Below are 24,199 nucleotides of genomic sequence, written 5' to 3' on the forward strand. Positions count from 1 at the left end.
ATTATTCAGCTCGCTCAAATTGAATTAACTCAGCGCCGCCGCTGACTAGCTCGCCGGCTTGAAAATAGAAAGCCTTGACGATGCCGTCTGCGGGTGCGCGAATGGTGTGCTCCATTTTCATGGCCTCCATAATCATCAGCGGAGTGCCCTTGACGACGGTGCTGCCGGTATCCACCAAGTGGCTTACCACGGTGCCGTTCATGGGGGCGACTAATTGGTCTTCACCGGCGTCATTGCTGTTGTCGCCCAAGTCCGGCCCGTGAATAGCGAAGTGCATTGTGGGCTCTGCACTGAATAGACTATAGCTGCCGCCGTGCGCAGAAATGGTGGCGGTGAGTTGGCGGCCATTTATATCTGCTTTCAGTACTCGGCCTGCTAGCTCGCCGCTTGCGTTAAAGGCGGTGTCATTGCAGTGAATCAAAAACGCAGAATCCATGGCGCTCGATTGGGCTGTCACCGCTACCGTATGCAGATCGTCACCACTTTTGAGTGTAAAGCGATGTTCTGCGTCTTGGTTGGGGCGCCAGTTGTGGGGATTGTTCCAGGGTGAATTTGCCTCGCCACTGGCTTCTGCAAAGTCATGGATGCGCTGCTTTTGTGCCAGCACTAAATACAAGGCGGCGAGGGCAAGGCTGCTTGGATTTTGGGCTTGGGTGATGCCGATTAAACTGGCTTCATGCTTGCCGATAAAACCGGTGTCGAAATCGGCAGCAACAAAGGCCGGATGGCGACTGAGGGTGTGCAGAAAATCGATATTATTGATGACGCCGCTGATACGGTATTGCTTAAGTGCGCTACTCAGGCGGCGCAGCGCGGCGTCGCGGTCTTCATCCCAAACGATTAGCTTGGCAATCATCGGGTCGTAAAACACACTGACCTCGTCGGTTTCGCGCACACCGGTATCAATGCGAACGTGGGCGGATTCAGACGGGGTTTCTAAAAAGTGGAGGGTGCCTGTTTGCGGCAAAAACTCATTGTCGGGGTCTTCTGCATAGATGCGCGCTTCTATGGCGTGACCGCGAATTTGCAGTTCATCTTGCTTCAGTGGCAATACACCGCCGGCGGCAACGCGGAGCTGCCAGTCGACTAGATCGAGGCCAGTGATCATTTCAGTGACCGGGTGCTCAACCTGTAAGCGGGTATTCATTTCCATAAAATAGAAACTACCGTCGCTATCTAATAAAAACTCAACGGTGCCGGCGCCAACATAGTCTATGGCTTGCGCGGCGCGCACCGCGGCATTACCCATTTCACTGCGCAGTGCCGCACTTAAACCCGGCGCGGGTGCTTCTTCAATGACCTTTTGATGGCGGCGCTGAATAGAGCAGTCGCGTTCAAACAGATAAACAGCGTTGCCGTGGCTGTCGCAAAAAACTTGAATTTCGATATGGCGTGGCTGGGTAAGATACTTTTCTACCAACATCGTATCGTCGCCGAAGCCATTGAGGGCTTCGCGCTTTGCGGCCTGCAGCGCGCTGTCGAACTCGTCGGCGCTCCACACTTGTCGCATACCCTTACCGCCGCCACCGGCTGTGGCTTTTAACAATACCGGGTAGCCCATATCATTAGCGGCTTGACGAATGATCTCTGGATTCTGGTCGTCGCCGTGATAACCGGGAACCAGTGGTACGCCGGCTTTCCCCATAATATCTTTGGCGGCAGCTTTCGATCCCATCGCCACTATTGCGCTGGTTGGCGGACCAATAAAAACGATATTCTCGGCTGCGCAGCGGCGACAAAACTCAGCGTTTTCAGATAGAAAACCATAACCGGGATGAACGGCTTGAGCTCCGCTTATTTTTGCTGCGTCAATAATTTTATCGACATCTAAATAGGATTCTCTAGCCGGTGATGCGCCAATATAAATGGCTTCGTCAGCCATGCTGACATGCAGCGCATTGCGATCGGCATCACTGTAAACAGCCACAGTGAGAATACCCATTTCACGCGCCGTCTTAATAACTCGGCAGGCAATTTCACCACGGTTTGCGATTAAAATTTTGTCGAACATTGTTTTATTTCCTGGATTTTATTGCCCGCGTTTGGCGTAGCGATCACGACGGTATTTAGTGTGCTAAACAGGGTTTGGCTTACATCCTAAAGACCCCAAACTTGGTGTCTTCTATGGGCTTGTTCAAGCTGGCCGACAGGCTTAAGCCCAGCACCATGCGCGTATCGGCAGGATCGATAACACCATCGTCCCATAGTCTTGCCGACGCGTAGTAGGGGTGGCCCTGTTCCTCGTAGGTGTCGAGAATAGGTTGCTTAAAGGCTTTTTCTTCGTCGCTCGGCCAGTCTTTATTGTCGCGCTCATATTGGTCGCGTTTGATTTGCGCCATAACGCCAGCGGCTTGTTCGCCACCCATAACCGAGATGCGGGCATTGGGCCACATAAACATAAAGCGCGGGTCGTAAGCGCGGCCGCACATACCGTAGTTGCCCGCGCCGAATGAGCCACCAATAAGTACCGTGAGTTTAGGCACTTGGGCGCAGGCGACGGCGGTCACCATTTTTGCGCCGTGCTTGGCAATGCCGCCAGATTCGTATTGCTGGCCAACCATAAAGCCGGTGATGTTTTGCAAAAAGATCAGCGGAATTTTGCGTTGCGCACACAGCTCAATAAAGTGCGCGCCTTTCTGTGCCGATTCTGAAAACAGAATACCGTTGTTGGCCACAATGCCAACCGGATAGCCAAAGATGCGGGCGAAGCCACATACCAAGGTTGTACCAAATAGGGCTTTGAATTCGTCGAAGTCGGAGCCATCTACAATCCGCGCAATCACTTCTCTTACGTCGTAGGGTTTGCGGCTGTCTTTGGGAACCACACCGTAAATTTCTTGGGGTGAAAACGCGGGCTCGACGCTGGGGCTAATATCCATAGATATTGGTTTGCGACGATTCAAACGTTTTACTGCATTGCGCGCTATTTGCAGGGCATGGTGATCATTTTGGGCGTAGTGGTCGGCAACGCCGGAGACTTTGCAGTGTACATCTGCGCCGCCCAAGGCTTCGGCGCTAACCACTTCACCGGTCGCCGCTTTAACCAATGGCGGGCCGGCTAGAAAAATTGTGCCCTGTTCTTTAACAATAATAGATTCGTCCGCCATAGCCGGCACATAGGCGCCGCCTGCGGTGCAGCTACCCATGACCACAGCGATTTGCGGAATACCCATTGCAGACATATTTGCTTGGTTGAAGAATATTCGACCAAAGTGCTCGCGATCTGGAAACACTTCGTCTTGATGTGGCAAATTGGCACCGCCGGAGTCGACCAAGTAAATACAGGGCAAATGATTTTCTTGGGCGATGGTTTGCGCGCGTAAATGTTTCTTTACCGACAGCGGAAAGTAAGTGCCGCCTTTCACCGTGGCGTCATTAACAATGATCATGCATTCTTGGCCACAGACCCGGCCGATACCGGTGATTAAGCCCGCAGCTGCGATTTCATCATCATAGACTTTATAGGCAGCCAGTTGCGACAGCTCTAAAAAGGGCGCGCCGACATCCACTAAGGCACTGATTCGCTCGCGGGGCAGCAGCTTGCCCCTGTCTTGATGGCGCCGCTGTGACTTTTCGCCACCGCCTTGATTAATGGTAGCGACTAGCTGCTTTAAGTCGTCGACTTGCGCTTGCATGTGTTCGGCGTTTTCAATAAAGCTTGGATCGCGTGGATTAATGCTCGATGTCAGTACAGTCATTGTCGCGGTGCCTACCGTATTTCTTAAGGTTGATTTTTATAAACGCGTTTATTGCATCGTTTCTTTAAAGAGTTCACGGCCAATCAACATGCGTCTAATTTCTGAGGTGCCGGCGCCGATCTCATAAAGCTTGGCGTCACGCAGTAAACGGCCCGTTGGGTATTCATTGGTGTAGCCATTGCCGCCCAGGGCTTGAATCGCTTGCAGGGCCATTTGGGTGGCGCGCTCGGCGGTATATAAGATCACAGCGGCGGCATCTTTGCGGCTGGCTTCGCCGCGATCACAGGCCTTGGCTACAGTGTACAGATAGGCGCGACTGGCATTTAGTTCGGTGTACATGTCTGCCAATTTGCCTTGCATCAACTGAAACTCGCCAATGCTCTGACCGAATTGTTTGCGGTCGTGAAGGTAGGGGACCACCACATCTAGGCATGCTTGCATAATGCCTGTTGGCCCGCCGGACAGCACGGTGCGCTCAAAGTCCAAACCGCTCATTAATACGTTTACGCCACCGCCTTCCGCGCCCAAGATATTTTCCGCTGGCACTTTGCAGTTTTCAAACACCAACTCGCAGGTATTTGAACCGCGCATGCCGAGCTTGTCGAGCTTAGGTGAGCGGCTAAAACCGGGGTAGTCGCGCTCGACAATAAATGCCGTAATACCGCGGGAGCCGCCGTGGATATCCGTCTTTGCATAGATCACATAGGTGTGGGCATCGGGGCCATTGGTAATCCACATTTTGTTGCCGTTAAGCACATAGTGGTCACCGTCTTTTTCGGCTTTAAGTTTCATGCTGACAACATCCGAACCGGCGTTGGGTTCTGACATGGCCAGCGCGCCAATATGTTCGCCTGAACAGAGTTTGGGCAGATATTTTTCACGCTGGGCGTCAGTGCCATTCTTGAAGATTTGGTTTACGCACAAATTGGAGTGAGCGCCGTAAGAAAGGCCCACAGACGCGGAAGCACGGCTGATTTCTTCCATGGCAATAACATGGGCCAGATAGCCCATATTGCTGCCGCCATACTCTTCTGAGACTGTGATGCCGAGCAAGCCCATGTCGCCCATTTTACGCCAGAGGTCCATGGGGAACTCATTGTCTTTGTCGATACTCTCGGCGCGGGGAGCAATTTCTTTTTGGGCGAATTGCTCGGCGGCGTCACGCAACATCTCGACTTCTTCACCGAGGCCAAAATTCAAAGTAGGGTAGGAAGTGCTCATAGGATTTTCCTCTGGATAATTCTTGATTGCTGTATTTAGTGGGTCGTTTTATTTATTTCATTCAAGGCGTCTTGGCAGCGATCTTCGGCTTGGTCTAATTCATAGATCATGTCTTGCAAGTCTTGCAGCTGCTGCTTGAGTTGTTCTTTTAATAGTCGGCGGCGTTCACGTATCTTATCGATAAGCTTAATAAGCTGTGGGCTATTGTCGTGCTCGGGATGATACATCTCAATGATGCTTTTACTGTCTTCCAGAGATAAGCCCAAACGTTTGCCACGAAGAATTAGCTTCAATTTTGTTCTGTCGGCGGCGCTGTAAATTCGCGTTTGACCGTCGCGCAGGGGATTGAGTAGGCCCTTTTCCTCATAAAAGCGGATCGTGCGCGTGGTGACGTCAAATTCCGATGCCAGATCCGAAATACCGTAAGTTCTGTCGGCCATAGCTCATTGCCAATTATTGGTTTGCTGGGTAGCGCCATACTTTATCCGCAGTTGACGTTAACGTCAACACGATTGATGGCTGTGGTGATTAGGCTGAGTGGCTCGGATTTAGGCTATGTGGGGGTATTAAGCTGATAACTGAGCATAGGCGCTATGCTGGAGTGGGGATAGGAGTGGACCTAGATTCGAGTCAGAGTGAGAAGTCCACGCCAGAAAATCGCTAAATTTACTGGCGTGGAGAAAGGACTATTTTCTGGCTGTTAGGGTCACTGGCAAGCCATCAGTTGGGAAGGAGATAGGCACGGCGTTGTACTTCATTTCATAGCCGGGCTTAACGCTAATGGTGTAGTTGCGCAGCAAATGAAACATAAATAATTTCACCTGCATTTCAGCAAAGTTAAGACCGATACACTTGTGGCCGCCACCACCGAAGGGAATCCACTGATACAGGTGGCGCTTGTGTTCGGCGCGCTCAGCAGAAAAACGCTCGGGGTCAAACTTCTTAGGCTCTGTCCACCACTCTTCCATATAGTGGGTGAAGAGCGGTGAAATACCGATGCCAGTGTTGGCCGGCAGGGTATAACCCATAATTTCAGTTTCTTTAATTAAGCGACGCGGAATAGCGGGAACTGGGGGGTACATCCGCAAAGCTTCTTTCATTACCAGCGCGGCTTTTTCCAGTTTTGGCAGGTCGTCGTAGCCTAGATTGTCGCCTTCAATTTGCTGACATTCCTGGTAGAGAATATCTTGCCACTCTGGGTTTTTAGCTAGTGCGTAAATGATCGAACACAGCGTGCTAGTGGTGGTGTCATGAGCGGCAAACAGCAAGAAAATAGTGTGGTCGCGCACGGCCTCATCGCTAAGGGTGTTGCCATCTTCGTCTTTGGCGTGACAAAACTGTGAGAAGAAATCACTGCTCTCGGTGGCGCGTTTTGCTTCGATATGTTTTTCAATAAAGTTTTTGAGAGTTTTACGACCATTCAAACCCTTCTGCCAAGTGGTGCCCGGTATCGGTAGTTTCACGACCGCTAGTGATGCTTCCATCGCGTGCAAAAAGCCTTTGTTAATGGCGTCGGCCTCGTTGCCCATTTTTACGCCCATAAACACTTGCGCGGCAACGTCTAGCAATAGTGATTTAATGCTGTCTTTAAACCCGAACTCGACTTGCTTGGGGAAGGCAGCGACGCCTTCACGCATGCGCGGGTTCATCTCGTCGAGATAGCCCTGCAGTGCATCCTTTTTAAATGCTGCTTGCAGAATACGGCGATGGAAGCGGTGCTCATCAAAATCGCGCAGCATCAGACCGTCTGGGAATAATCTATCCAGAATAGGGTCCCAGGCTTTCTTGCTGGAAAAAATCTTGCCGCTATCTTTAAGAACCAGTTCATTAGCCTCTGGCCCTAGTAAAGCAACCGAGCGCTGCAGTAGCGCGTTGTTGCGGAAGATGGGTCCATAAAGCTTGTGCTTGCGAGTTACTAAACCTAAATAATCGGTCAAAAATTCTACCGTATCACCGAGGATTGGCAGTGCGCCCTTGTCACCCGGCACGTGCATAATATCGTCGGTGGACTTGCGGGGTAAGGCTAAGTAATCAGTTGGTGTTTTCATTAGGGGGCTCCGTTTTATTATCTGCGCCAGCCGTGAAACAGCAGGTCTATAGATTGTTGAATATGGGTTTCTATTAATTCAGAGGCTAACTCTGGCTTGCCGGTGAGCCGTTGATAAAAGGGCAGCTGCACAACAGGTGCGGTCGCCGATTGAACCATAAAGAACAGGGTCACAATGGGGATGTCTTTAATCAGGCCCAGGTCTTCTACTTTGGCAACCATATCGCTTATTAACTGCCACGCGGGTTCAAAATAGTGTGTGTGAAGGTAGCTCAGACGCGGGCCTTCACGCAGGGATTCTTGCTGACAGATATGGTAGAGCGCGGGGTATTCAAAGGCGCTGCGAATATATACGGCAATACCTTCTTTAAGCGCATCTAGCTCGTTCTGGCCTTCATCAATGTTTTGCAGGGCTTCTAAAATTTTGGCCGTAGTGTGGCCGCAGAGCCGGTCTACCACAGCCTGCCAGAGCTGCTCTTTGGAGCTGAAGTAGTGGTGGAAAAAGGTGTAGCTGACGTTTAATTCATCTTGCAGTTTGCGCAGGGAAACACCGTCGTAGCCGTCGCGAGCGAAGATATCCGCCGAGGCTTCGAGTAATTGCTCGATAGACAGGGCGGGCGCTTCGTTCTTCTTTGGCCGGCCTCGGCGTCTGGGTGCGGTACTGGGATTCACTGCAAAGCTGACTCAATATTAAACAGGTGTTTAATATTGAGTCAGCTTTGGTGTTTCGTCAAGTTAATTTCATTCAGATGATGTCGATTAGTTCTCGAAATGGCGTTTCTTAAATTCGCTATTACGAGTGAGGTGCCTCGAATTATGTGTCGGCTAGGGGTGGTGCAGGGGAACGGGCGAGTGCCCTTAACAAGCCTTAAACGGGATTGTTTTCTGGGGCCGGCTAAGAGGAGCTCTGCGGATATTGAAGGGGTGGTCGGCTATGTCTGCTGATCTGTCGGGGTTTCGCTAGTTTCTGTGGCTTTGGCCATGTCTTTGGCCATCTCTTCGGGTACAGGCTCGGGCTGTCTAAAAATATAAATGCTTATAATCGCGGCGACCGAAATCATCATTGCGCTCAGCCAATGTATTTTCACAATGAGCAGTGCGCTGGTAAGAATGGTAATCCACAGCATGGCAATAATTAAGATTTTGATGCGCCGCGGTATACCTTCGCCGTTTAAATAGTAGCGAATATATTTCCCCCACCAGCGGTGTTCCGTCAGCCAAGTATAGAAACGTGGTGAGCTGCGTAAAAAGCAGGCGGCGCTAAGGAGTAAAAAAGGGGTTGTCGGTACTACCGGTAATAATATGCCGATCATGCCCAAAACGAAGGAGATCCACCCGGTAGTAAACAGTATGTAGCGTATGACGGGATTGCGATGCTGGTAGGGCGTTTTCATTATTACTCGTTCTAAAGAGACGTTGTTATCGACATCTTCGCGGCCAATAGTGTTTATCATTTGCGCGGTGTCGATTGTGGCTTAACGGCAATAATACCGCAGTCTAGGACGATTGAATATTTGACGGTCATGGCTGTTCTGGGTGAGGATACGTCACAAATAATAACTTTTGTGTATCAGTGTCTGCCTCTGAGACTGATTCATAGCTCGTTAACTCCTTATTTTCAGTGGTAATAATATGAAAAAAAACCTTATTCTTGGCGCCATTATGGCCGTGACTGTTACTGCCTGTGGTGGCAGTAGTAGCTCTAGTGTTTCTGGCCCGGGTAGTGCCACTTATGTGACCGAGACCTTTACCACCGACTCCGCCACTGACTTAGCCAGCTTTAATATTGCGGGACCGCAGGATGTTAATCCCGGCTGCCTTCCCGACACCGACTCAAACCTGCCATTGCCAGAAGGCATACTGGTTTATAAAGAAGGTGAGGCGCCCACCCGACTAGTGGTATTTGCCCACGGCATAGGCCACAACGTCCGCGAAAGTTGGTTGCCCCATATGAGACGCGAAATCCGTTTGGCCAAGGACTTCGAGAACCAGCCTAGCGATGTGGCATTTGTTAGCACGGACTACCGTGACAACCTCGGTTTTCCCACCCTGCGCGGCGCCCATGACACAATAAGCGCCACACTCTATGCCATGGAGAAATTCCCCAGCATCACCACCGTCTATATGTTTGGTGTATCGATGGGTGGCTCTATCTCGGGTACCGCGATTACAGAATCTACCGCTGTTACCGAAGACGGTTCCTCGCTCTATGATTATTGGCTGGATGTAGAAGGTGTTAGCCAGCTAGCTGAAACCTATGCAGAGGCAGCTGCCGCCGCATCAATATCGGAAACCGCGGCGCAGGCCCAGGCCGGTATTGAGCGCGATACCGGTGGTAACCCGGTCACCTGTCCACTGGCGTTTGCGCGTCGCTCTCCCGCCTATCATGCCGCTGAAATGAAACTCGCTGGTGTGCGTGCGGCCACGGTAATACACGCCGTAAATGACGGTCTGGTTCCCCATAATCAGGGCCGAGTGATGGCATCCACTTTAACCACCTCTGGTATCCCCACTCAGTTCTTCACCATTATTGGTATTCCGGAGGGGCAGGATCCGGGTTCAACGGGTACCGGCACAGCAGGTGCGGGTGATGCTGACGCCTACCTTAATCTGGCTGGCCACGGCTCAGAAGCGCAGGCCTACCATCCCGTCATGCGGGTCGCGTTTGAAAATATGCGCAAAATGCTCGATGGCAGCTATAACGAAACCGTCCCTTATTTTGAGTGTATTGTTGATCCCAATATCCCCGCAGATAGTTGCCCGGTAGATCAGGTTCAGCCCTAGCTTTATTAAGGCTTAAGCAGTCGGCGGTGTTTATACTGTGTTATGGCTTCACAGCATGAGCCGCCGGCGCTCACTCACGGAAGAGTGTGTTTTGCCGCTAGCGCAATGGCTATCGTGGGCCACTGCTCGCTGACCGTCTTTGCGCAACCCTCTAGTCTTACAATTTAAATCATCCCATCCTTACTTCGGTTCATAGCAGAGCCGTCTCCCTCATTGCAGATACCGACAGTACTTGATCGTTTTTGTCATGTACTTGATCAGCTGCGACATTGTCTGGTTTCGGGGCCACAGAGATACTTCCTGCCAGGCTGGTTGGCGACACACCTGAGTGTAGCGCTGACCGATTTTAAATACGAAGGAGAGACCTAATGTCGTCATCGGCTGAAACTCTTAGCCAAGCCTTTACGCTGGGCTATACCTATACACGGTCCACTGGGCCTATTGTGGGTCAGTTTTTGACCTCCTTGCGCGCACGCAAAATGGTTGGCATTAAAGCCAGCGATGGCAAAGTGCTAATGCCGCCGGTGGAATTTGATCCGGTGAGCGCTGCCGCATTAACTGAATTTGTCGATGTTGCTGACAGCGGTGTGGTCAAGACTTGGTGCTGGGTTAAAGAACCTCGCAAAGCCCATCCCAGTGATAAGCCATTCGCTTGGGCAATGATTTTGCTGGACGGTGCCGATACCCCAATGCTGCATTGGATAGACGCCGGTGACGAAGCGGCAATGTCTACCGGCATGCGTGTCAAAGTGCGTTGGGCCGCAGAGACTAAGGGCGTCATGGACGACCTTAACGGCTTTGTTCCCGAGTCCGTTGCGCTCCTGACTGAGCTTAAACCGGCGGCTTCTGATGAGCCTATTATCGGTGTCGAATCGCCAAGCTACCTGACCTATAACTTCACCGCAGGTAAAGCGACCTCACTTTACTTACGTTCAATGAAAGAAGGTAAATTGGTCGGTCAGCGCTGTCCAAAATGCCGCAATGTTTATATCCCACCCCGTGGTTCTTGCGCGGCGTGTGGTGTACCTACCGAAGAGCAAGTGACCTTAAGCAACAAGGCCACGGTTGAGTCCTTCACCATTGTTTACATCCCCATTCCGGGTAACCCAATCAAGCCGCCCTATGTTATTGCCAACTTGGTGTTAGACGGCGCGAACTTGAGCTTCTTGCATTTGCTTAGCGAATGTAAAAACGAAGACGTGCGGATTGGTATGCGAGTAGAAGCGCTTTGGCGGCCCGAGGAAGAGTGGGGCTTTGCCATGGAAAATATCCAGTACTTTAAGCCTATAGACGAGCCGGACATGCCGGTGGATCAGATTGGCAAATTAATTGATGAGGGCCGATAAAATGCGTGATGTTGCGATAGTTGCCTTTGCGCAATCGAATTGCCAGCGAGATGCCGGCGCGCAAAATGAAGTAGAACTGATCATGCCAGTGCTCAGTGAAGTGTTTAAGCAAGCGGGGATTAACAACGCCCAAGACGTTGACTTCACCTGTTCTGGCAGCTGCGATTATCAGCAGGGCGCAGCGTTTGCCTTTGTTGCCGGTGTTGATGCCTTGGGCGCAGTGCCGCCAATTAAAGAATCGCATGTGGAAATGGATGCAGCTTGGGCACTTTACGAAGCGTGGCTGAAAATCCAAATGGGACAAGCTGAGTCAGCGCTGTTATACGGTTTTGGCAAATCTTCTCCGGGTGAGCTACCCATCGTGTTGTCTCAACAACTTGATCCCTATTACCTCGCACCGCTGTGGGTAGACAGTATCGCCTTTGCCGCTATGCAGGCGAGAACGATGTTGGATTCAGGCGAAATTACTGAGAACGATATGGCTGAGGTCGTGGCGCGCTCTAGAAATAATGCCTTGGCGAATAATCCCCACGCGCAGTTAAAAGGCGATCAGACCGCTGCCGACTTATTGAAAGAAGCGACCTATGTGTCGCCGCTGCGTCGTCATGATTGCTGCCCAATCTCAGATGGCGCCTGCGCCATGATTATCTGCACCATCGAGAAAGCGAAAGAATGGGGCAAGCCCTACGCAGTGATAAAAGGCATAGATCACCGCATTGAGACTCACCACATTGGCTCGCGTGATTTAAGCCGCTCGGTATCAACTGAAATCGCCGCTAAGGCAGCGGGTGTGGCAAATGGTCCGGTTGATGTTGCCGAACTGTACGCGCCCTTTAGTCATCAAGAAATTATTCTGAAAAAGGCCTTGGGCCTGGGTGACGACACCGTGGTTAATCCATCTGGTGGCGTGTTGGCGGGTAACGTGATGATGGCATCAGGTTTGTCGCGTATTGGTGAAGTTGCCATGCGCATTATTCGTGGCGAAGCAAAACGCGGTGTTGCCCACGCGACATCAGGTCCGTGCTTGCAACAAAACCTGATTACCGTACTGGAGGCAAAATAATGGCTCAGTTAGCTGCTGTTGTTGGCGTAGGCCAAACAAAATATAAAACCAAACGCAAAGATGTTTCTATTGCGGGCATGGTGCGCGAAGCCGCGGTCAATGCCCTCGAAGATGCAGGTTTAACCTGGGATGACATCGACGCGGTCATTATTGGTAAGGCGCCGGATATGTTTGAAGGCGTAATTATGCCTGAACTGTATCTAACCGACGCGCTGGGCTGTAATGGCAAGCCAATGTTGCGGGTACACACAGCGGGTTCGGTGGGTGGTTCTACCGCCATTGTTGCTGCATCGTATGTGCAAAGCGGGGTGTTTAAACGTATTTTGACTGTGTCTTATGAGAAGCAGTCAGAGTCGAATGCGATGTGGGCGCTGTCAAATCCACAGCCTTTCTCACCGCATTTAAATGCCGGTGCAGGCGGTTATTTCGCGCCGATTATTCGCGAGTATATGCATCGTTCAGGCGCACCCTACGACGCCGGTATCAAGGTGGCGGTTAAGGATCGTTTGCACGGTTCTAAAAACCCATTGGCGCATTTACAGCTGCCAAATATTACCCTCAAGGAAGTTGAAGACAGCCCAATGCTGTGGGAACCGCTGAGATTCTTGGAAGCCTGCCCCTCATCTGACGGTGCCTGTGCCATGGTTATCGCCAACGAAGAGCTGGCGGCTAAGTCACCCCGTAAACCGGCGTGGATTCGCGGCGCGGCAATGCGTTCAGAACCTACAATGTATGCGGGTCGCAACCAGGTGAATCCACAGGCGGGTATCGATTGCGCCAAGGATGTTTACGCGCAGGCCGGTATTCATAATCCACGCAAGGATTTCGACTGTGCTGAAGTCTATGTGCCATTCTCTTGGTACGAGCCAATGTGGCTTGAAAACCTTGGCTTTGCCGATCCCGGCAAGGGCTGGGAATTGACCATGGCTGGTGCGACCTCCCTGATCGAGGGCGGTGACATTCCCTGGAACTGCTCAGGCGGCGTCTTGTGTTCTAACCCCATTGGCGCATCAGGTATGATTCGCTTTGCAGAAGCTGCCCAGCAGGTGCGTGGTGAAGCGGGTGGTCATCAGGTAGACGGCGCCAAAACAGCGCTTGGGCATGCCTATGGTGGCGGCGCGCAGTTCTTCTCAATGTGGGTCGTGAGCTCAGAGAAGCCGTAATTCGCTAAGCCGCCATTTAGTGCTATTCACCTAGGCTCGTCTCTTGGGAGGATGGTGGCGCTAGGTGGCGGTTGTTATATTTGTGAATACTTTGTACTGCGGTGAACAATGCTATTGTTGCCAGCAGTATCAAATTTTTTCAGAATAGTTTGCGAATATCGCACAGAAAATAATAAGGGATTGAGAATATGACTATGCAATTTAACCTCGCAGATTTATTTGAAGCCGTTGCTGACAAGGTGCCGGAGCGCGAGGCGCTAGTCTGCGGAGCGAGCCGTTGTAGCTATGCAGAATTGGATGCTGGCGCCAATCAAATGGCCCACTATATGGCATCTAAGGGTGTTAAAGCGGGCGATCACGTCGGCCTGTATATGTATAACTGCAATGAGTATCTGGAAGCGATGCTCGCCTGTTTCAAAATTCGCGCTGTGCCAATCAACGTCAACTATCGCTATGTAAAAGATGAGTTGTTATATATTTTTGATAATGCAGACATGGTCGCCTGTATTCATCACCGTGAATTTATTCCGGCCATCGCTGAGGTTCGCAGTGCCGCCAAGACCCTAAAATTATGTATTGCCGTTGCTGACCATACTGAAGAGCCGCTGGCGACAATTGACGCTGTGGATTACCACACCGTGCGGGAAACCCAGTCTAAAGAGCGCAACTTCGGTGAGCGCTCAGGGGATGACTATTTCATTCTCTACACCGGTGGCACCACTGGCATGCCTAAAGGCGTGATGTGGCCGCATAAGAATGTATTTTTTGCAGCCATGGGCGGCGGTGGGCACTTTTCACCCCTAGGTGCCTGTGAGAAGCCAGAAGACATGGCCAGCCGCGTTACTGAGCACGCCTTGCGCGGTATTGCGCTGGCGCCACTGATGCACGGCGCGTCATGGTGGTACGCCTGTATTCAGCTATTGGCGGGCAACGCCTTAATCCTTAATCATCAGCGCTCTTTTAATGGCGAAGCGATTTGGCAGGTTGTTCAAGACGAGAAAGTGAACGCGGTGCAAATCGTTGGCGACGCCATGGCTATTCCGCTGCTGGATGCCCTAGACGCAAATGTTGATCGCTGGGATTTAAGCGCGGTATTTAATGTTGGTTCCGGCGGTGCGATCTTCTCTGAAGCTAAGCAAGAAGCCTTTAAAAAGCATTTCCCCAATGTCTTTATCACCAACAGCTTCGGCTCGTCCGAAGGTGGTCAAATGGGTATGGATAACGGCAGCAAAAAGACCGCATCTGGCCTTGGCAATGTAAGCCGCACAGATTTTATGGACGTGCTCATAAATCTTGAGGGCGACACTTGGCGTCATGCGGAGCTAGGTGAAACCGGTATTTTTGCCCGCGCTGGGTATATCCCAAATGGTTATTACAACGACCCTGTGAAAACCGCAAAAACCTTTATTCAAGTAGATGGTAAGACGTGGTTGCTAACTGGTGATGCTGCCAAGCTCGAAGATGACGGTTCAATCACTGTATTTGGGCGGGGTTCTAATTGCATCAATAGTGGCGGCGAAAAAATCTTCCCTGAAGAAGTGGAAGTCGCACTCAAAGCCCACACCGGAATATTTGATGCTCTGGTTGTCGGCGTTGATGATGAGCGCTGGGGCAGTCGAGTGAGCGCTGTTATTCAGGCCCGCGAGGGAACGGAGTTAAGCCTAGAAAATATTCAAGAGCACTGCCGCAAGCATATTGCTGGCTACAAAGTGCCCAGAGAAATCCATTTGATAGACGAACTGCCCCGCGCGCCAAGTGGTAAACCAGATTATAAAACCGCCAAGGCCTATGCCGACAGTGGTAAAGGCGCTGTTGCCTAAATACGTTCTGGTAGCGGGGCAGAGCATCATGGCGGCCAAGCTGTGTGCCGCTTCGCTGCCCCTGCTTACCGCGCAGTAATAATAAATTTTACGGAGCTCAAATATGGCCACTGAATTAGCCATCAGTACTAAAACCTGTCTTATCGAACAGGAAGGCAATGTTCTAATTGTCACCCTAAACAGACCCGAGGCTAAGAATGCCTTTAATCCAGAAATGCTGCTGGGTTTGTATAAAGCGTGGCGTCTACTAGACGAAGATGACAGTTTATATTGCGCCATTCTTACCGCCAATGGCGATACGTTTTGCGCCGGTATGGACTTAAAAGTCGGCCCCGATGGCGACCAAGGCACCACCCAAGAATTTATGGATTTAATGGGCACCGTCCCCAATATTCATTGGCAGGCACTGCTGCGTGAAAACCGCCCCTGCAAGCCACTGCTGCTTGCTGTAGAGGGCTACGCACTGGCCGGTGGCACCGAGATGCTGCAGGGCACCGATATTCGTGTTGCGGCAGAAGATGCTATTTTCGGTGTAACTGAAGTGGCGCGCGGCTTGTACCCAATGTCGGGATCTACCATTCGCTTGCGCAAGCAAATTCCCTACTGTTTGGCCGCTGAAATTTTGCTCTTGGGCGAACATATCACCGCGCAACAGGCCCTAGATTTTGGCCTGATTAACCGTATTGTTCCCAAGGGCGAAACCTTGAACGAAGCGAAGAAGTTGGCAGAAAGAATATGTGCCAATGGCCCGCTTGCGGTTAAGGCCGTGGTGCGTTCACTGCGTGAGCACACCGAACATTTAGCTGAAGACGACGCCATGCAGAAATCCGATGAATTGGCTGGTCCGGTCTTTGGTTCTAAAGACGCCAAAGAAGGTATGCGCGCCTTTAAAGAAAAACGTCCTGCAGTCTTCACCGGCAGCTAAGCTCTTTTACAGCGCGGCAGCGATTCAAGGTCTTGAATCGCTGCCGCGCTGTGATGCTCCCTTCCAGTTACACCCTTCTTACACAGCGAGAAAATAAATGTCCGGGCCACTCACAGGTTTTCGTATTATTGAAATGGCCGGCATAGGTCCTGCGCCGTATGCCTGTATGTTGTTGTCAGACCTTGGGGCAGAAGTCATTCGCATAGACCGCACCTCTGGCGGTGGCTTGGGCGCGCATCCCGGTGATATTACTGCGCGTGGCCGAAAATCGATTGCGGTAGATCTTAAAAAAACCGCCGGTATTGAGGTGGTTCTGCAGCTAGTAGAAACCGCCGATGTATTAATAGAGTGCTTCCGGCCCGGCGTGATGGAAAAGCTAGGACTGGGGCCGGATGACTGCGCCAAACGTAATGCGGGCTTAATTTATGGTCGCATGACCGGCTGGGGGCAAGATGGGCCGCTGGCAAAGCGGGCAGGGCATGATCTCAACTACATCGCGATTACCGGTTTACTAGACAGTTTTGGCAACGCTGGCGAGGCGCCACCGACACCCTTGAATGTGATAGGTGATCTTGGTGGTGGCTCCATGTTTTTATTGCTGGGCGTGCTGGCGGCATTGTTAGAAAGAAAACAGTCGGGTGTTGGTCAGGTTATTGATGCCGCCATCTGCGATGGCACGGTATCGCTACTGAGCACCATTCACGGCCTCAGAGGTATTCAATTCTGGGAGTTGGAACGCGAGCAAAATATGCTAGATGGCGGCGCGCCATTTTATCGAAGCTATTTGTGCAAAGACGGCCGCTCCATGTCGGTTGGCGCCATAGAGCCCCAGTTCTATGCGCAAATGCTAGCGATTCTGGATTTGGATTTTGGCGGCAGTGATTATTTTTCCCAAATGGATAAGACCGCATGGCCGGCGCGCAGAGCGCAAATGGCGGCCAAGTTCTTAGAGAAAACCCGTGACGAGTGGGCTGTCTTGTTTGACGGCAGCGATGCCTGCGTTGCGCCGATACTGGACTTGGAAGAAGCTGAGAGTTTCCCGCATAATGCTGCAAGGCAAAACCTTGTTCGTCGCGACAATGTTTTGCAATCGGCGCCCGCACCACGTTTCTCTCGTACGCCAGGGCAAATCCAACATGCTCCCGTCGCTGAAGGCGCAAATTCTGCGTCAATCCTGGCGTCTCTGGGGTTAGAACAAAGTCACATAGACCAGCTCTTAGCTGGGGGCGTGATCAAACAAGCGGATTAACAAAATGACTGATGTTGTAAAGGTCTTTAGCGACTTAGTGAATGAACGGCGTTCGGTGCGGGCTTTCTTACCAAAACCCGTCGCCCAGTCTGAGTTAGAGTCTATTTTTGGGCTTGCTCAGCGCGCGCCATCAAACTGTAATACCCAACCTTGGCAAGTGGCGGTGGCCAGCGGTGAAAGTATTGAGAATTTGCGCAGTAAAATTTTGCCGGCATTCAGCGCCGGTGAATGGACAATGGATTTTCCCTACGATGGCAAATATCAGGGCGTCTATAAAGAGCGTCAATATAAGGCAGCGGCAGATCTATACGATGCCATGGGCATTACCCGCGAAAATAAAGTAGCGCGCAATGAACAGTTTATGAAGAACTACGAGTTCTTTGGCGCGCCGCATGTCGCTTTTCTGTTTTTGCCCGAGCCCTTTGGTCTTCGCGAAGCGGCAGATTTAGGCATGTACGCGCAAACGCTAATGTTAAGTATTGCTGCGCACGGCTTGGCCAGCTGCCCGCAGACGGCGCTGAGCTTTAACTGTGATTTGGTCAGGCAGGAACTCAATATAGACCCCGCCAATAAATTACTTTTCGGATTGTCTTTTGGTTTTGAAGACACTAAACACGCAGTAAATGCCTGTCGCACCGACAGAGCCGAACTGTCAGACACAGTAAAATTTTACAGTTAAGCGGAGCGAACCAGCTCTCCCTAGATTAAATAATAAAGAGAAGACTATGAGCGACACGCTATTACAGCAGCTGGATGACGACGGTGTATTACTACTAACCCTAAATCGCCCGCGCAAAAAGAATGCCTTTAATAATGAGCAATGGCTGGCTTTCAGAGATGCTCTTACAGCAGCAAATACTGACCCCCGTGTTGCCTGTGTGGTAATCACCGGCGCCGGTACAGATTTCTCATCTGGAGTTGATCTCAATGATTTCGCAGATGCAGATGGTGAGCACCCCTTTGAGTCTTCAGCTAAGGCCTTGGTAGATTTTGACAAGCCCGTTGTCAGCGCCGCCCGCGGTGTGGCTGTGGGTGGTGGTGCCACCCTATTACTGCATACAGATGTAGTATACGTGGGTAGCAGTTTACGTTTGCGCTTTCCCTTTACCGCCCTGGGCCTAGTGCCTGAATGGGGAAGTAGCTACCAGCTACAGGCCATTATTGGCGCCCGCAAAGCGGCAGAACTTATGTATACCTCTGAGTGGATAAACGCTGAGAAAGCGGTTGAAGTGGGTATTGCCACCGCATGCTTTGATGACGAAGAACTCTTAGAAAAAGCCATGGCTAAGGCCCGTGAAATTGCACATTGGTCGATTTCGTCCTTGGTAGAAACCAAAAAATTAATGCGCAATGTGCACCGCGCCGCTATTCATTCTGCAATGGGCGGTGAAGCCGAAGGCATGTCACGGCTAGCGGGCACCCCAGAAAATATTGAAGGGGTAGTGGCTATTATGGAAAAGCGTCCCGCCAATTTTAAACAATTTAGAAAGTAGCAGCTATGGAAATACCCCTTACATACCCGGTGTGAGGGGCTTCAGCTCTACAGTATTGGACATTCCATTCAGCTGACTAGACCTTGTTGACCGCTATACTGCCTACGACGTGTATTTGAAATGACTTTTCGGTATGTCCTATCTCATACGTTAGCTCGGAAGTGGATGGAGGCAGTATGAGCTTGCAGTTGGTACGTTTTAGGGGTGGAGCTCTATACGATTAGCTCAAATGTGATGCTCAGAATTGCGAAAATATGAGTAGTTAAGGTGTAGGTGACGACAAGGGAAATGAAAGTTTTCCTTGCCAAACTAGCATTCACTTTGAATACTCCTCGCGATATTCTTTCGGGCTCAAACCGGTCCATTGCTTGAAGGCTTGTGAAAAAGCGGCCGTATCTGAATAGTTAAGTTGATCTGCAATTTCCGAAATACGTGGGTGAGATGTTGTCACTAATAATTTCGTAGCATATTCAGTTCTACACTGCTTTAGAATTTGCTGATAGGTGGCGCCTGTCTTATTTAGTGAGTACCTGAGTTGACGTTCCGACATCTTAAGTTGGCGGGCAATTTCCTCTTTTGACTTAGGGAACCTGATATTTTCCATGACAAGCTGAGTGACTCGCTCCTTAATACTAATCGAGCCTAGGGCTAAATCTTTTTTTGCGTGCAGTTCTTCCTGTAATTGTTTAAACGTCGCAATGTCAGCTGAGGGATTTGGAGAATTCAGCGCTGAGATTGTAAAGCGTATAACCGTTTTTTTATCACCAATCTTTACGGTCGTGCCCAAAGCCTTGCTCAGTTCGTCTATAGGCCAGCTAATGCCTTCGCGTAATTCAACGTCAGATAAATTTCGTGTTCTACCAGTGATTAGTGAGAGCTCTTTGTTAGAAGCGATTAAACAAATTATTGTCAGGACACTTTCCGCAGCCGGTGAAATGGCGACATTGGGGGAGAATGTTACGAAGCCCTGGTCGACAATGCTGGATTCAGATAACGATATGCTAACTACCGGTACTATGAGTTCTGCAAGCTCAATCAGAAACTTAACTGCTTCGAACGCAGAAGGTGCGACCTTTACGCCAAGACTCAGGTAGCCTGTAGATGAAACTGGGAGGGCACTTGCGAGCGCAAGCACAAGGTATTCATAACGGGGAAGTGTAGCAACTGCCTCGGCTATCACTGGAATGATGCTAGCGTCATCCACCTTCGAGTGTTCCGAATGGCTTGATAGGTGTTTGAGCACCTCGAAGGGTATTACTACTCCTTCTGCATTAGCTGCTATAGCAAGTCGTTCGGCTATTTGACTATAGAGGGTCGATTTCATACCAGATACCAAGTCTTTGTATGTGAATGGGCTAGTCGTAAGTATCGCTTTGTCTTGTTCGTTGAGATTGACATAAAAATGACTTAAAAACGTACAAATTGTCAGTTTCAACAACTTTACGGCGGTTTGGAACATAGAGTCAATGGTTCGATGCTTTTAATCTATCTGCTCGACGAATTCTATTGAATGCTGAGGAAGCCAATGAGCTCTGTGAGTGCGAGTAGTAATAATTCAAATCAGGCGAAATTAGATTTACCGGCGCCTTCTGTATCAGGCCTGCGTTTGGGGCTCGAGTACTGGTTTCGTCCCGAAGTATTCATGAGTCGACTAGAGTCGCTTGGTGATAGGTTTTTGATGCCGTTACCGGGATTTCCAACGTCTGTTGGTCTGACTTCACCGGAAGACGTACGAAAAATTTTTGCTGGTGATCAAACGGCGCTTCACTTCGGTGAGGCACTGGGAAAAGTTTCGCCGCATCCTGTCTTGCTTGGTGAAAATTCCATTAGTTTTAAAGATGATGAGCCACACCTCGAAGATCGAAAATTGATGTTGCCTCATTTTAGCCGCGGCGCAGCAAAAAAATACGAATACATTTTTGCTAAAAAAACTGAGGAGCACATGGCGCGCTGGCCGCGCGGCAAGTCGTTCTCTTTTCATCAGGCAATGATGGACCTAACATTAGACATAATTGTTGACGTCGTAATGGGGGTCACGCAGCCAACTAGAGCAAGACGTCTTCGCAGGGCAGTGTTAGATATGGTGTCCGAAGTAGGCAGCATTGGTTTCCTTTTCTCGACGATCGTTGCCGTTTCAAAAGGTGGCCGCTGGGATGGAAAATATAAGAAGCTTCGTGCCGCAATTGCTGACGGCGATAATATTCTACTGGAAGAAATGAATGAGCGTCGTGCATCAGGGGACGAGCAGCGGGAGGATGTGTTGGCGGTTTTTTTACAGATGCAGAGCGATAATCCCGAGAAAGTGACTGATGAATACATATTTGAAGCACTGCGCACGATGTTAATTGCAGGATATGAAACAACAGCGTCAACGCTTGGATGGTTGGGAGAAAGAATATCGCGTAATCCGCGTGTAGTAACCGAGATCGAAAGATCTATCGAAGATGACGATTATACCTATGTAGAAGCAGTTTGTTCTGAAGCGCTGAGATCTCGTCCGGTCTTGCCCTTCACTGGACGTTTGGTTGTTAAACCGGTCGATCTTGGTGCTGGCTTGGTGCTAGAACCCGGGATGCTTGTATTTACTATGATGACTTTGTTGCACCATCGGGAAGACGTTTATCCCAATGCAGAAGAATTTAGGCCTGAACGTTTTCTTGAAAAGAAAGTTAGCCCTTATGAAATGATTACATTTGGTGGCGGTTTGCGACGCTGTTTGGGGGCGCCCTTTGCTGTTTCCGAGATGCACGTAATTATTACGACGATTTGCCGAAACCTACATTTTGAAACAACAAATAAGCCCTCTGAGCGAATCGCTCGTCGCAGTATAACTTTGGTGCCATCTAAAGGAGCTCAAGTAGTACTTAGTGAAAGATAATAATAATTTAAAAAGGAACGGTTTTATGGATTGGAAAATTGTAGGGCTGGCGTCTCTGTTGTGTATCTCAAGTTCTCATGCGGCCAAGCTAGAGGAAGTTTTGGTCACTGCGCAGAAACGATCTGAAGACGTGCGTGATGTACCAATCGCCATCTCTGTTATTTCTGGCGACGATATGCGCGATGCGGCGATCTCAAACTTCAATGATCTTGCGTTATTTTTGCCAAATGTTTCAATCAATACCGATTTTAATGCACTCTATCTCCGAGGGATTGGTACTTCTGAGTTGAATGTCATTGGTGAACAGTCCGTTGCATATATTATTGATGGCGTTTACGTTTCGCGTTTAGATTATCTCAAGCCTGGGTTTATGGATTTGGAAAGGATAGAAATCCTCAAGGGACCACAAGGTACATTGTTTGGGCGAAATGCTACGGGCGGTGTAATAAATATCACAAACGGAACCCCGACAGAAGACTGGTATGGGCTGGCGAGCGTAACAAAGGGTGATAGGAATATAGAAGAAGTAGAGGGCATTATTTCTGGCCCTATTACTGAGTCATTGAGATTTAGGCTTGCAGGTAAGCAACGGGATGAAGATGGTTCTGGGTATAGCACAACTAGTGATGATACGCTTGGTGATAAAGCGCTCAGTCAGGCTCGTGCAACTGTGGTGTGGGATATCACTGATTCGTTGAGTGCCAAACTGTCTTACACGAAACTGGACTATGATATTGGCGTGTGGCTTGGAAGTGAGATTTCCTATGCGCCAAACGATCAAATAACGTCACTGCTGGATGCAGACTATGAAAGTAATATGGATCGGAATTCTAGTCTCAAAAAAGGTAATCAGAGTAAGGGTAAAGGTCGGATAGTTCCATTGGAACTAAACTGGGATGTTGGTGAGTACGTGATCACATTGGTGTCGGCGATTACAGAACTTAACGATAGCCAAGGTGGTGACATTGATGCAACAAATGCGGACTATATAGCATTAAGCGGTAGTGCGAAGTCCAAGCAGTGGAGTGAGGAGCTTCGATTAACGTCGCCTCCAGGTGTGTTTGAGTATGTGACTGGGCTTTACTACTTTAAGTCAAGTATCGAGACTGAGTTGACTATGCCTGCTTTTATAACTGGAGTAACCGGGATAACTGACGCCTTGTTGAGCAATCAAACTGGGGGCGTATTAGACCCTGTTCTTGCACCGGTATTTGGGGGAATTCCTGATCTTGACCTAGTTACGGGTCCGCTAGATACATTCTATGGTTTTACTGATATTGAAACCACCTCGATAGGCTTGTTTGGGCAAGCAAAATGGAATGTGTCGGATTATTTCGCACTTATTTTTGGCCTGCGCTATTCGGAAGACGAGAAGCTCGGGTCGAGCTATTCAAACCACGGTTCCCCATTGCCATTATTTGAACTATTGGCTGGGCCAGAATATTCCGTGTTAAATAAAAGCATAATTGATCGTGACGTATCGCCAAAATTTTCCGTGATATGGGATCCTCTTGAAAGCGTTTCAATGTATTTTACTTACGCGGAAGGGTTTCGCTCCGGTAGCTTTAATATTGCCGCATTGTCGGCAGATGAGGTTACATTCGATGCCGAAACTTCCGTCACGGTGGAGGCGGGGATTAAAACCGAGCTGTTTGATGGTTCTACTCGCTTTAACTTAGGTGCATTCCATACTCGCTATTATGACTACCAGCTAGCAACGTTTACAGGTTTTGGCTATGCGACGGCAAATGCGGCTGAGGTCGTATCAAAAGGATTCGAAAGTGATATCACCACGATGCCAATTGAAAATTTGTTGATAGTCGCTAGTGCTGGGTACAACGAAGCGGAGTTTGAGGATTTTAAGAATGGTGGTTGTCAGACTCGGCCTTTGTCAGAGGACCCTACTCCTACTGGCTTGGCTGTTTTACCCGAAGAGGTTTGCGATCTTAGTGGTCGTCCGATCCACAGAGCTCCCGAGCTAACTGGGAGTATCAGGATTGACTATAGCTTCACTCCATTTGATCTGCCATTCAGTATTGGCGTCGGCGTCGATGCGACATTCAAAGATTTCGAATATATGGATTCTGATCTCGACCCGCTGGATTCCCAAGGGGCCTACTGGCTTTACAATGCACGAGTTGGGATCAAATCTTTAGACGATAGGTGGAGGTTCGATATTCATGGTAAGAACCTAAGCGATGAACTGATAAAGACATTCAGCGGTGACGCAATTTTGCAGCCAGGCTCACATGCAGCGCTTACCAATTCGCCGAAGTACTTTTTTGCGACGTTAAGATATACATTCAATTAGGCTTACAGGGATGCTAGCTCCCCGTTTATTTTAGTTGGTTATTCTGTGGATAATACTTTTATGTTGCACCTATATGAACGATTACGTTTGGTGGATTCAGTTGGTCGTTACTCGTGACGATATTAAAGAATTATTTGGATAAAAGGAGCTGGTTTTAAGAGTCTTGGCATTCTTTTAGCTCCGCTATTAGGCAGTATTGTG

Annotated in this window: 19 protein-coding genes; 11 read left to right on the forward strand and 8 right to left on the reverse strand. The window is 49.8% G+C overall.

Features of this window, described 5'->3' with window-relative positions; translation table 11 throughout:
• Position 1 precedes the first annotated feature (1 nt).
• From AB4875_RS08450 to AB4875_RS08480, 7 genes are all read right to left on the reverse strand, one after another.
• Positions 2 to 2,011 carry an acetyl/propionyl/methylcrotonyl-CoA carboxylase subunit alpha gene (locus AB4875_RS08450; RefSeq protein ID WP_368375621.1) on the reverse strand — a complete coding sequence of 670 codons (2,010 nt, stop codon included), beginning with the start codon at positions 2,009 to 2,011 and terminating at the stop codon, positions 2 to 4.
• Between the two features lie 79 nt (positions 2,012 to 2,090).
• Positions 2,091 to 3,698 (reverse strand): carboxyl transferase domain-containing protein, encoded by a 1,608-nt coding sequence (locus AB4875_RS08455; RefSeq protein ID WP_368375622.1) that lies wholly within the window; start codon positions 3,696 to 3,698, stop codon positions 2,091 to 2,093.
• Between the two features lie 48 nt (positions 3,699 to 3,746).
• A complete protein-coding gene (locus AB4875_RS08460) occupies positions 3,747 to 4,919 on the reverse strand; it encodes an isovaleryl-CoA dehydrogenase (RefSeq protein WP_368375623.1) in 1,173 nt (390 codons plus the stop codon).
• A 35-nt stretch (positions 4,920 to 4,954) separates the two neighbouring features.
• Positions 4,955 to 5,359: a MerR family transcriptional regulator gene (locus tag AB4875_RS08465; protein WP_368375624.1), complete on the reverse strand. Its 405-nt coding sequence runs from the start codon at positions 5,357 to 5,359 to the stop codon at positions 4,955 to 4,957.
• Positions 5,360 to 5,605: 246 nt separating this feature from the next.
• Positions 5,606 to 6,967, reverse strand: a complete 1,362-nt coding sequence (locus AB4875_RS08470; protein WP_368375625.1) for a cytochrome P450 — start codon at positions 6,965 to 6,967, stop codon at positions 5,606 to 5,608.
• Between the two features lie 17 nt (positions 6,968 to 6,984).
• A complete protein-coding gene (locus AB4875_RS08475) occupies positions 6,985 to 7,638 on the reverse strand; it encodes a TetR/AcrR family transcriptional regulator (protein WP_368375626.1) in 654 nt (217 codons plus the stop codon).
• A gap of 260 nt (positions 7,639 to 7,898) precedes the next feature.
• The gene (locus AB4875_RS08480; protein ID WP_368375627.1) at positions 7,899 to 8,420 is read right to left on the reverse strand and encodes a YbaN family protein; all 522 of its coding nucleotides are present in this window, start codon (positions 8,418 to 8,420) and stop codon (positions 7,899 to 7,901) included.
• Between the two features lie 178 nt (positions 8,421 to 8,598).
• Here AB4875_RS08480 and AB4875_RS08485 point away from each other — a divergent pair, with 178 nt between their 5' ends.
• The 9 genes from AB4875_RS08485 (at position 8,599) to AB4875_RS08525 (ending at position 18,809) form a co-directional block, all read left to right on the forward strand.
• Entirely contained in the window at positions 8,599 to 9,750 is a 1,152-nt protein-coding gene (locus tag AB4875_RS08485) for an alpha/beta hydrolase family protein (protein ID WP_368375628.1), read from the forward strand.
• A gap of 368 nt (positions 9,751 to 10,118) precedes the next feature.
• The gene (locus tag AB4875_RS08490) at positions 10,119 to 11,096 is read left to right on the forward strand and encodes a Zn-ribbon domain-containing OB-fold protein (RefSeq protein WP_368375629.1); all 978 of its coding nucleotides are present in this window, start codon (positions 10,119 to 10,121) and stop codon (positions 11,094 to 11,096) included.
• Complete coding sequence (locus AB4875_RS08495) at positions 11,083 to 12,159, forward strand: thiolase family protein (RefSeq protein WP_368375630.1); 1,077 nt, start codon at positions 11,083 to 11,085, stop codon at positions 12,157 to 12,159. The genes AB4875_RS08490 and AB4875_RS08495 overlap by 14 nt, the downstream gene beginning before the upstream one ends.
• A complete protein-coding gene (locus AB4875_RS08500) occupies positions 12,159 to 13,322 on the forward strand; it encodes a thiolase family protein (RefSeq protein WP_368375631.1) in 1,164 nt (387 codons plus the stop codon). The genes AB4875_RS08495 and AB4875_RS08500 overlap by 1 nt, the downstream gene beginning before the upstream one ends.
• A gap of 188 nt (positions 13,323 to 13,510) precedes the next feature.
• The gene (locus AB4875_RS08505) at positions 13,511 to 15,142 is read left to right on the forward strand and encodes an acyl-CoA synthetase (RefSeq protein WP_368375632.1); all 1,632 of its coding nucleotides are present in this window, start codon (positions 13,511 to 13,513) and stop codon (positions 15,140 to 15,142) included.
• A gap of 103 nt (positions 15,143 to 15,245) precedes the next feature.
• Positions 15,246 to 16,067, forward strand: coding sequence for a crotonase/enoyl-CoA hydratase family protein (locus AB4875_RS08510; protein WP_368375633.1), 822 nt, complete (start codon positions 15,246 to 15,248; stop codon positions 16,065 to 16,067).
• Positions 16,068 to 16,164: 97 nt separating this feature from the next.
• Positions 16,165 to 17,316, forward strand: a complete 1,152-nt coding sequence (locus AB4875_RS08515; RefSeq protein WP_368375634.1) for a CaiB/BaiF CoA transferase family protein — start codon at positions 16,165 to 16,167, stop codon at positions 17,314 to 17,316.
• A gap of 4 nt (positions 17,317 to 17,320) precedes the next feature.
• Positions 17,321 to 17,995 (forward strand): nitroreductase, encoded by a 675-nt coding sequence (locus AB4875_RS08520; protein WP_368375635.1) that lies wholly within the window; start codon positions 17,321 to 17,323, stop codon positions 17,993 to 17,995.
• A 46-nt stretch (positions 17,996 to 18,041) separates the two neighbouring features.
• Entirely contained in the window at positions 18,042 to 18,809 is a 768-nt protein-coding gene (locus tag AB4875_RS08525) for an enoyl-CoA hydratase/isomerase family protein (protein ID WP_368375636.1), read from the forward strand.
• Positions 18,810 to 19,125: 316 nt separating this feature from the next.
• Here AB4875_RS08525 and AB4875_RS08530 read toward each other — a convergent pair whose 3' ends face one another.
• Positions 19,126 to 20,133, reverse strand: a complete 1,008-nt coding sequence (locus AB4875_RS08530) for a helix-turn-helix domain-containing protein (protein WP_368375637.1) — start codon at positions 20,131 to 20,133, stop codon at positions 19,126 to 19,128.
• A 201-nt stretch (positions 20,134 to 20,334) separates the two neighbouring features.
• On the opposite strand from AB4875_RS08530, the gene AB4875_RS08535 reads away from it, so the two are divergent.
• A complete protein-coding gene (locus AB4875_RS08535) occupies positions 20,335 to 21,687 on the forward strand; it encodes a cytochrome P450 (protein WP_368375638.1) in 1,353 nt (450 codons plus the stop codon).
• A gap of 25 nt (positions 21,688 to 21,712) precedes the next feature.
• The gene (locus AB4875_RS08540; RefSeq protein WP_368375639.1) at positions 21,713 to 23,998 is read left to right on the forward strand and encodes a TonB-dependent receptor; all 2,286 of its coding nucleotides are present in this window, start codon (positions 21,713 to 21,715) and stop codon (positions 23,996 to 23,998) included.
• Positions 23,999 to 24,199: the final 201 nt, after the last annotated feature.

Origin of the sequence: Zhongshania sp. R06B22 (genome assembly GCF_040892595.1) — a bacterium.
GTDB lineage: Bacteria > Pseudomonadota > Gammaproteobacteria > Pseudomonadales > Spongiibacteraceae > Spongiibacter > Spongiibacter arctica.